We start from the raw sequence: 10,253 nt of genomic DNA, 5'->3' as shown, positions 1-10,253 counted from the left end.
TACCAGATGACACAGAGCTTATCGCGTCGGGGAAACTGCTGGGACAATAGCCCAATGGAGCGCTTCTTTAGGAGTTTAAAAACAGAGTGGGTGCCTGCAAGTGGCTATTCTAGTTTAGGTCAGGCACAACAAGAGATAATTCGATACTTAGTTAGTTATTACAGCGATTTAAGACCACATCAATATAACGGTGGTCTCACGCCCAATGAATCTGAACGGTTGTATTGGGAAAACGCCAAAACCGTGGCCAGTTTCACTTGACCACTACAAGTGCCATGCCGCAAAGAGGGCAACTTCCTGGGGCATAACGCATTATTTCCGGATGCATGGGGCAGGTCCAGACGACATCTCTATCATCATCGACGTCTGGCGTGTCAGTATGCGTGTGATGGGGGTAGGGATTATTCTGCGGTGCCGAGGCACGAATATACTGCTCAGGATGTGTTTTGAACTTTAATGCACATGCAGCAGAACAGAAGAAAAACAGCTTATCCTGATAGGACAGGCGTGATTCGGATTTTTCAGGGTCTACCGGCATACCACAAACAGGATCCTGAACAACGTCCACTGTCCGGATTTCTTCAGGTTGCGTGTGAGAAAGTCCGGAAGTTTCACCGGCACCAGGAATATTGTACTCTTTCTTATTCACGGCACTTCTCCTTACGTTCACGTGACCTGTTGGACATGCACGCACCAATCTCTTCAACATATGTCACTGTCACAGAGATCACGAATGTCACTGTGATTGAGGGGGCTCTCTTGACGGTTTTCAGCCAGACCGGAATAGAGGACTGGCTGAAAATTCTGCGTAACCGGTTATTCGATACGCAGGAACACCTGCTGTGATCCGTTTTTGTCAAATGCGATGACGTTATAAGGGTCTTTTTTATCGCCCATTTCCATGCCTGGACTACCCGCAGGCATTCCCGGTGTGGCAAGACCATAGATACCTGAACCCGGAACCAGGGCTTTGTTGATAGCCTCCGCAGGCACATGTCCTTCAATGAGCAAATTGCCGGTGGTTGCCATATGGCAACTCCTCAAATCTGCAGGGATGGCATGCTTGTCCTTTAAGGCGTTGAGGGCACTGTCGTTCATGACGTGCGTGTTAACCTGATAGCCCTGCTTTTCCATGATTTTTCCCCATTGTGTACAACAATCACAATGCTCTGACTTGTATAAGTCGATGACTTTTTCACCCGCGAAGGCAGAAAGGGATGACGCCAGCATGATGGCCATTAACAACACTTTTTTCATACTATCCTCAGTTAGTTATCTGCCGGATCCTGTTATCCGGGCAGAGTGGGGAATAGTGGGAATACGGCGCTGAAGCCGATATTCCCACCGATTTTCATGATTTACTTTTATGCCGCCGCAACCAGATCAGTTTATAGGCCGCCGGAATGATAAACATGGATAACAGGGGGGCGGTGATCATCCCGCCAATCATCGGAGCAGCAATGCGACTCATGACCTCAGAGCCTGCCCCGGTCCCCCACAGAATAGGCAGCAAACCCGCGATGATGACTGCGACCGTCATGGCTTTCGGACGAACACGCAATACCGCGCCGTGATAAAGTGCATTATCAAGTCCCTCACGCGTGAACGTTTCCGGCTTCGACAATTTGGGGTCTGCCTCAATCGCCTGACGCAAATACATCAGCATTACTACACCAAACTCGGCAGCAACCCCGGTCAGTGCGATAAATCCCGTGCCCGTGGCAACGGACATGTGGAAGCCCTGCCAGTATAAGAACCAGATCCCCCCAATCAGCGCGAACGGCAGGCTCATCAGGATCAGCAACGCCTCATCAACGCGACGGAAGGCCAGGTACAGCAGAATGAAGATAATCATCACGGTCATGGGGACCATTAACTTCAGTTTCTTGTTGGCATGCTCCAGTAATTCAAACTGTCCTGAGAACGACACGCTGGTCCCCGGTTTCAGTTCGACTTCCTTACTGATAACCGTTTTGAGATCGTTGACAACGGACACCATGTCACGGCCACGGGCATCGATATAAATCCAGCTTGAAGGGCGGGCATTCTCTGTTTTGAGCATGGTCGGACCTGAAATAACCTTCACATCCGCCACATCCCCTAGTGTGATTTGCTGCTTCATCGGCGTCAGTATCGGTAACTGTCGCAAGGTGCCGGGGCCGTCTCGGAACCCTTGAGGATAGCGAATGTTGATGGGATAACGGGCTACGCCCTCCACGGTTTCTCCCACCATGGCTCCCCCGATAGCAGACGAAACAAACAACTGGACATCGCCGACCGTCATACCATACCGTGCCGCTTTTTCCCGATTGATGTCGACGTCAATGTAGCGACCACCTTCCAGGCGTTCTGCAAGCGCAGACACCACGCCAGGAACGGTTTTCGCCACATCTTCTATACGCTGTGCTGTGACATCAATATCGGAAAGCACCGTGCCGGAAACTTTAATACCTATCGGACTCTTGATCCCGGTGGACAACATGTCAATACGATTACGGATAGGCGGAACCCAGAGGTTTGCCAAACCCGGCAGGCGAACCGTTTCATCGAGTTCTTCAATAATCTTGTCAAGCGTCATTCCTGGTCGCCACTGATCTTGTGGTTTCAGTTGGATCGTGGTTTCCACCATTTCTAAAGGGGCCGAGTCTGTTGCCGTTTCTGCCTTGCCCGTCTTGCCAAACACCGAAGCCACTTCAGGCACCGTTTTGATCAGTTTATCCGTTGTCTGTAACAGGGCCGCCGCCTGGCCGGGTGATACACCGGGCAACGTTGACGGCATGTACAGCAAATCGCCTTCGTTGATTTTAGGCAGGAATTCTCCCCCCATTCGACTGAGTGGCCATATCACGGTAAAAATGGACAGGGCGGCCACCAGAAGCGTCAGTTTTGGCCAGTGAAGAACTTTAAGCAGCAACGGGTGGTAAATTTTGATTAAAAAGCGGTTCAATGGATTGCTGGTTTCAGGCGGTATTTTCCCTCTGATCCAATACCCCATCAGGATAGGAATGACCACAATCGCCAGCATGGCCGAACCCGCCATAGCATAGGTCTTTGTGAAGGCCAGAGGCCCAAACAGGCGTCCTTCCTGTCCTTCCAGGGTAAAGATGGGAATGAATGAAAGGGTGATGATCAACAGGCTGATAAACAGTGCAGGACCGACTTCAACAGAGGCATCGGTGATCACTTTCCAGCGGGTGTCATTGTCAATGGGTTGTCCTGGGTGTTCATGCTCCCATTCTTCAAGTCGTTTGTGTGCGTTTTCAATCATGACGATGGCGGCATCCACCATGGCCCCGACAGCAATGGCAATTCCCCCCAATGACATGATATTGGCGTTCAGCCCCTGGAAATGCATGATGATAAAGGCAATACACAGCCCCAGGGGAAGCGAGATAATGGCCACCAGAGCGGAACGCACATGCCAAAGGAACAGGCCGCATACCAAGGCAACCACAATAAATTCTTCTAGCAGCTTATAACTCAGGTTATCAATCGCACGGTCAATCAGTTGGCTACGATCATAGGTGGTCACCACTTCCACGCCTTCCGGCAGACTGCTTTTCAGTGTTTCCAGCTTATCCTTGACCGCAGATATAACTTCACGCGCATTCTTGCCCGAGCGCAGGATCACCACGCCGCCAGCCACCTCACCCTCGCCATTCAGCTCCGCGATCCCGCGTCGCATCTCAGGTCCAATCTGCACCCGTGCAACATCCTTCAGATAAACTGGAACACCGTTCTCACCCGTTTTGAGGACGATAGTGTTAAAGTCATCAATATTCTGCAGATAACCGCTGGCACGCACCATGTACTCAGCTTCGGCAATCTCTACGGAGGAACCGCCCGCCTCTTGGTTGGAAGAGCCCAGAGCCTGTTTGACTTCCAGCAGGCTGATGCCAAACTGGGTCAGTTTCATTGGGTCAACCAGGATCTGGTATTGTTTGACTACGCCCCCCACAGAGGCCACTTCTGCGACATTCGGAATATTTTTCAGCTCATATTTCAGGAACCAGTCCTGAAGAGAGCGTAATTCCGCTAGGTCATGCTTACCACTGTGATCTACCAATGCATATTCGAAAATCCAGCCCACCCCTGTGGCATCCGGCCCGATGGTGGAACTGACCCCAGCAGGTAATTTCCCCTGAACCTGATTCAGGTATTCCAATACGCGGGAGCGTGCCCAGTACAGGTCGGTACCGTCTTCGAAAATCACATACACATACGAGTCGCCGAATTGAGAAAAACCGCGGACGGTCTTCGCCCCGGGAACTGAGAGCATGGTGGTTGTCAGGGGATAGGTCACCTGATTTTCTACAATCTGAGGGGCTTGACCTGGGTAACTGGTTTTAATAATTACCTGAACATCGGAGAGGTCAGGCAGGGCGTCTACGGGCGTCTTGATGATAGTCCAAGTTCCCCAAATACTCAGGAACAGGGCTCCCATCACAACCAGAAAACGGTTGGCGACCGAACGCCTGATAATCCATTCAATCATCTTTGTCTCCTCAATGACCTGAATGTGCGTTGGCTGAAGGAGCCGTCGTGTCTGTCACATGTTTCTCCGGATGACGCATACGCTCTAGCGCTCCGGAAATGTTCGCTTCCGAATCAATGAGGAAAAGGCCGCTGACGACAACCGATTCGCCTTCCGTCAAACCAGAGCCAATTCCCGCCTGGCGTTGTGATTCATGCAACACCTTGATAACTTTAGGAACGAATCGACCTCCGCTGTCTACGGTAATGACGCGTTGTTCATTGCCGGTATCGATGACAGCTTGAGAAGGAATAAGTAGCATGTCCTGACTCTGGGTGTTGAGTGTCAAATAGGCATTCATACCGGGTTTCAATAATTCTTCTTTATTGCTTACCTGCAAGCGAACCTGAAGGGTTCGAGTCGTTGGGTCAACGCTCGGCAGAAGTGTCCATTTTTCGATGTTAAACGTTCTATCAGGGTGAGCCGGGACAGAAATTTCAAACTGTGAGGTCTCTTTCAGCAGATAGGTGAGCGACTCTGGCACTGCGGCGCTGATCCAGACCGGATCTATTCCCTGGATCTGGGCAACAACCTTGTCTTTTGAAATGTTCATTCCGGCTCTCAAATCAAACACTGTGATCACGCCATCAATCGGCGCTTTTATCGTGAAGCGGGTCTGAATATTCCGGGTATTTCGCAAGCGCTGGATGTCTTCCTCTGGCATACCGGCAAGGCGAAGGCGCTCCAGGACTCCTTTAAGCTGTGTCGCAGAGCCGCCAGTACTCAATAATAAAAGGTATTCGCTCTGTGCTTCCACCCACTCGGGGATTGTGATATCAATCAGGGGAGTGCCTTTTTTCACTTTATCCCCGACCGTCAGCGGATGGACTTTTTCAATAAAACCGTCCGATCTGGACTGGACAATAACAAACTGATATTCGTTAAAATTAACCGTGGCAGGGAGCGTTTGAGAATACGTCAGGCGTCCTGTACGGACTTTCTCTGTTTTAAGGCCCAGATTTTGTACCTGAGTAGGGTCGATACGTATCCCATTGCTGTTGTCGGCTCCACCTTCATCGGCGTATTTGGGTACCAGGTCCATATCCATAAACGGGGACTTTCCGGGTTTATCGAACTTGGTATCGGGCTTCATGGGGTCAAACCAGAACAGAACCTTGCGTTCTGATGGTGGTGTTTCAGCTTTGTCAGCAGCGAAAAGATAATGGTAAGCCCCAACGGATATCAGCCCTCCCATCAAAAGACTGCCGACAATCACTGCCGTATATTTAAGTTTTATAGAAGCCATATTTAATTCCACTCAATATTGGTAGAAGCCAAGCCTGTAAACCCGAAGGAACCGTAGGGGGTAAATAATCATGCCTGTCATCACGGGGGGATGACAGGCGCAATATACTTTCGTCAAAAATCAATCAAGACTGGCTGTTTTTAATTTCCTTGAGCAATGAAACGGTGTCCTGCTGAACAAAAGTGAAATTCACACGGTTGCCAACTTTCAGCGCGCGGATGCTGTCATCTAATGCTGTAAACGTAAATCGCATGGTCATGGCTGGCCAACTTAAAGAGGGGATGGCTTCGTGAGCAATGGTGACTTTCATGTTTTTAAGATCAATCTCCTTCACGACCCCAGCACTACTGATGATCTGCGGTGAATCCGCGTCTATCGCCGTGGCAGTTGTACCATGATGTGGCTCGGCAGCTTGAGCTCCCGCGACCATGATCACCGAGACGAGCCCGAATAGCGCTGTTTTTATTGATTGACGCATGTTGATAACTCCTTGTTGTTAATTGAAATTTACTCAGTCCAGCCACCACCCAAGGCCGTGAAAAGATTGACCTCATTCACCTGCTGGGCATACTTCAGATCGAGAATGGCCTGCTGCGTTGAAAATAGCGTTCTCTCCGCATCCAAGACTTCGATATAACTGACGACGCCGTTGGAATATAAGCCACGGGCGCGCTGCAGAGTTATTTGAAGGGATTCCAGATAACGCTGTTGTGCGGTTAATTGGCCGTTGATGCTTTCGCGAAGAGACAACGCATCAGCAACGTCCTTAAACGCAGACTGAATTTTTTGCTCGTAGCTGACGATGGACTGTTGCTGGCGAATTTCCGCCAGTGTCAGGTTGGCCTTGTTACGGCCCGCATTAAAGATGGGAATGTCAATCTTAGGGACAAAATTCCACATGCCACTCGTGGCGTTAAACAGGCTTGAAAGCTCAGTACTGCTACTTGACAGGCCGCCCGTCAATGAAATGGAAGGGAAAAATGCGGCTCGAGCGGCCCCAATATTTGCATTAGCTGCTTTCAGCTTGTGTTCCGCTTCCATGATGTCCGGTCTTTGTAACAGGATGTCGGACGACAGGTTCAACGGCAGTTTTACCGGATTAATCTCTTTTTCTGTGCTCTGTTTATTATCGGGCAGTACGGTGTCTTTCCCGACGACCAAGCGGAGCGCATTGTTCGCCTGCGCAAGTTCGCCCTCTCTTTTGGCAATATCAGCCCGGGTACTCTCAATCACTCCCCGGGCCTGTTCAAGTGAGAGGACGTTTGTACTCCCCGTGATGAGTTGTTGTTCCACAAAGGCATAGGACTGCTCGTAGTTCTTCAGTGTTTCTTTGGCAACTTTCAGTTGCTCATACGCCAGTCGCCGGTTGAAATAGCTCTGAGAGACATTGGAAACAAGAAGAATATGCACGGCACGCTGAGCTTCCTGGCTGGCAAAGAAGTTCTGGCGTTCGGCCTCGCTCATGTTCTTTAGTTTGCCAAAGAAATCTAGCTCAAAACTGAGATCCCCCCCTGCCGTATACGTCTGAGTGGTTGAACTGTCACGTTGAAATCCTCCACTGTAGGTGATACTGGAAGAAGCATTCAATTGTGGATATCTGTCCGCATCGGTCACGTTGTACTGGGCTCTGGCTTCCTGGACGTTGAGTGTGGCCATCCTCAGGTCACGGTTATTACGCAACGCGTCGTCAATCAGTGCCTGTACCTGAGGGTCGGTAAAGAACGTCCGCCAGCCGGTATCCTGATAACCGGTCGTTGCCGGAGCCAGTGCATTCTGGGAGAGAGAAAACTGTTGTGGTACCGGACGTTCAGGGCGCTGGTATTCTGGTGCCAATGAGGTACATCCTGCCAAAATGAAGAATGTACAGAGAGTGAGTCGTTTTAATTTGAACATATCGCTTCTCGTCCAGGCATACCCGGTTAAAAGGTTCACATAAATCCCTGATGATGATTGTGGATACCTTACCGGATTGACTCTGTTTGGTGAGTGACAAGACAATGACAAAGCTGTCATTTTTGCTTTAATACGTTGATATCGTTCTTCTGCCCACTAGAATGACAACACGATATCGATGTTCTGGAGGATGAGTGAAAATACTGATCGTCGAAGATGAGGTGAAAACCGGTGAGTATCTCAGCAAGGGGTTGACCGAGGCGGGCTTTGTGGTGGACCTTGCGGATAACGGCATGACCGGGTATCACCTGGCCATGACAGCCGATTATGACTTGATTGTTCTGGATATCATGCTGCCGGATGTGAATGGCTGGGATATCGTGAAAATGCTGCGAGCGGCAAATAGAGGTATGCCCATTCTGCTCCTGACTGCGCTCGGCACTATTGAGCATCGTGTCAAAGGTCTTGAACTTGGCGCGGACGATTATCTGGTCAAGCCCTTTGCCTTTGCAGAACTGCTGGCGCGTGTCAGAACACTGTTACGCCGTGGCTCTGCCATCATAGCGGAGAGCCATTTCCAGGTGGCAGATTTAACTCTTGACCTAGTGTCGAGAAAAGTCAGCCGCAAAGGAACCCGGATCACGCTGACCAGTAAGGAATTTACCCTCCTTGAGTTTTTCATCCGTCATCAGGGTGAAGTCCTCCCGCGTTCGCTGATTGCTTCACAGGTCTGGGATATGAATTTTGACAGCGATACGAATGCCATTGATGTGGCGGTCAAACGGTTACGGGCAAAAATTGATAATGATTTTGAGCCCAAATTGATCCAGACGGTACGCGGTGTCGGCTATGTCCTTGAGGTACCTGATGAGGATTAACTGCCGTCACCGTCCTTTTTCTCTTGCCGCCCGTCTCACCTTTTTTATCAGTCTGTCGACGACCATCGCATTTGTCGCATTTACTTGGATCATGCTGCATTCTGTGAAACAGCATTTTGCTGAGCAGGACATTCGCGATATGCAACAGATTAGTATGACGCTGGAAAATATCCTTAAAAACCCTGACGAATCTGAACGACAGAAAATTGAGCGGCTCAGCAATGTGTTAAACAGTTTCCAGAATATCTCGGTACTGCTCAGTAACGGAAACAATCAGATCCTTTATCGTTCGCCGGAGGGTCCTGATCTTCTTCCTGTCTCATGTTCTTCGGATTTTTCACGGAATCTTGACTCGGGAGACGTCTTTCTATGGTCAGGAGAACAGCAAGGTAATACATGCCGCGCCGAGAGTGGTAAACAGCACACGACATACCGTCTTATTGCCTCTTCAGTGCAAGTACCGGAAAATACCAAACCCTACACATTGCTGATAGCACTCTCCATCGATTTTCATTTGCACTATATCGACGAGCTCAAAAGCAATCTCGTCATGATTGCTTCCGTTATCAGCTTGATGATTATTTTTATTGTTTTATTCGCTGTTCACAAGGGGCATCAGCCCTTGAGAAATGTTAGCCTGAAAATCAAAAATATTACGTCTGAGAATTTGAATGTCAGACTTGAACCGGAACAAGTTCCGATTGAGCTGGAACAACTGGTTATTTCTTTCAATCATATGATTGAGCGCATTGAGGATGTTTTTACCCGCCAGGCTAATTTCTCAGCGGATATCGCTCATGAGATCAGAACCCCCATCACTAACCTTGTGACACAGACAGAGATTGTGTTAAGCCAACGTCGCACGGATAAAGAACTGGAGGAGGTGCTTTACTCTAATCTTGAAGAATATAATCGTATGGCCAAGATGGTCAGTGACATGCTTTTCCTCGCACAGGCAGACAATAACCAACTCATTCCTGAACGAAGAATGATCGATCTCAAGTCAGAGACAATGAAGGTTTTCGAGTTTTTTGAGGCTTGGGCTGAGGATCAGGAAGTGAGCCTCACATTTGAAGGGAATCCAGTCCTCATTGAAGGGGATCCCCTCATGTTGCGTCGGGTGATCAATAACCTTTTATCGAATGCCATTCGTTACACCCCGCGAGGTATGGCGGTCACTGTGCGCGTAAGTGAACGGGGTGAATGGGTAGATATTACCGTTGAAAATCCTGGTTCTCCAATACCTGAAGCGCATTTGTCACGGTTGTTTGACCGCTTTTATCGTGTTGACCCTTCCAGACAGAGAAAAAGTGAAGGGAGTGGTATTGGCCTGGCTATTGTGAAATCCATTGTGGCGGCACATCAGGGTAAAATTAGCGTTGTCTCAGATACGGTTTCAACACGTTTCACTCTCTCTTTTCCTCGACTTTTCACATCATAGTAATGATGGGTATATTGAAAAAATATACCCATCATCTGACCCACCCCGACTGTAAGTCACGATCTCTTGACTGATGATTCCCAATAACCCAACACGTTACAAAGTAAACATCCGGCCATCTCACCTTGTCAGCCGTAAACATCCGGCCATCTCACCTTGTCAGCCTCGTTGGTCACGATCATTATTCTCGCCATCACATCCTCTGCTTGAGAATAAACCATGCCATATACCAAACAGCAAAAACAGCAGCATCTTGATAAC

The 10,253-nt window shown here is 49.2% G+C and carries 9 protein-coding genes; 3 read left to right on the top strand and 6 right to left on the bottom strand.

The genetic code is table 11. The features are described from left to right. A partial coding sequence (locus EOJ37_RS13170) for an integrase core domain-containing protein (protein WP_155522504.1) occupies positions 1 to 261 on the top strand: 261 nt, incomplete at its 5' end. Here EOJ37_RS13170 and EOJ37_RS13165 read toward each other — a convergent pair. From EOJ37_RS13165 to EOJ37_RS13140, 6 genes are all read right to left on the bottom strand, one after another. After that, entirely contained in the window at positions 254 to 649 is a 396-nt protein-coding gene (locus EOJ37_RS13165; RefSeq protein ID WP_162473704.1) for a YHS domain-containing protein, read from the bottom strand. The genes EOJ37_RS13170 and EOJ37_RS13165 overlap by 8 nt on opposite strands. Positions 650 to 816: 167 nt before the next feature. Beyond that, the gene (locus tag EOJ37_RS13160) at positions 817 to 1,257 is read right to left on the bottom strand and encodes a DUF411 domain-containing protein (RefSeq protein ID WP_127960361.1); all 441 of its coding nucleotides are present in this window, start codon (positions 1,255 to 1,257) and stop codon (positions 817 to 819) included. Between the two features lie 94 nt (positions 1,258 to 1,351). Further along, complete coding sequence (locus EOJ37_RS13155; protein WP_127960360.1) at positions 1,352 to 4,495, bottom strand: CusA/CzcA family heavy metal efflux RND transporter; 3,144 nt, start codon at positions 4,493 to 4,495, stop codon at positions 1,352 to 1,354. Between the two features lie 10 nt (positions 4,496 to 4,505). Then, on the bottom strand, positions 4,506 to 5,780 hold the full coding sequence (locus EOJ37_RS13150; RefSeq protein ID WP_127960359.1) for an efflux RND transporter periplasmic adaptor subunit: 1,275 nt from the start codon (positions 5,778 to 5,780) through the stop codon (positions 4,506 to 4,508). Positions 5,781 to 5,904: 124 nt separating this feature from the next. Next, on the bottom strand, positions 5,905 to 6,258 hold the full coding sequence (locus EOJ37_RS13145) for a copper-binding protein (RefSeq protein ID WP_127960358.1): 354 nt from the start codon (positions 6,256 to 6,258) through the stop codon (positions 5,905 to 5,907). A 29-nt stretch (positions 6,259 to 6,287) separates the two neighbouring features. Further along, positions 6,288 to 7,673: a Cu(I)/Ag(I) efflux RND transporter outer membrane protein gene (locus EOJ37_RS13140; RefSeq protein ID WP_127960357.1), complete on the bottom strand. Its 1,386-nt coding sequence runs from the start codon at positions 7,671 to 7,673 to the stop codon at positions 6,288 to 6,290. A 194-nt stretch (positions 7,674 to 7,867) separates the two neighbouring features. On the opposite strand from EOJ37_RS13140, the gene EOJ37_RS13135 reads away from it, so the two are divergent. Both EOJ37_RS13135 and EOJ37_RS13130 read left to right on the top strand, forming a co-directional pair. Next, the gene (locus EOJ37_RS13135; protein ID WP_127960356.1) at positions 7,868 to 8,551 is read left to right on the top strand and encodes a copper/silver response regulator transcription factor; all 684 of its coding nucleotides are present in this window, start codon (positions 7,868 to 7,870) and stop codon (positions 8,549 to 8,551) included. After that, entirely contained in the window at positions 8,541 to 9,992 is a 1,452-nt protein-coding gene (locus EOJ37_RS13130) for a Cu(+)/Ag(+) sensor histidine kinase (protein ID WP_127960355.1), read from the top strand. Before EOJ37_RS13135 ends, EOJ37_RS13130 begins: the two co-directional genes overlap by 11 nt. Positions 9,993 to 10,253: the final 261 nt, after the last annotated feature.

It is taken from the genome of Serratia microhaemolytica (genome assembly GCF_004011885.1).
GTDB lineage: Bacteria > Pseudomonadota > Gammaproteobacteria > Enterobacterales > Enterobacteriaceae > Serratia_G > Serratia_G microhaemolytica.
The sequence above is the reverse complement of the archived record's forward strand: the minus strand, read 5'-3'. Positions and strand labels throughout refer to the sequence as shown.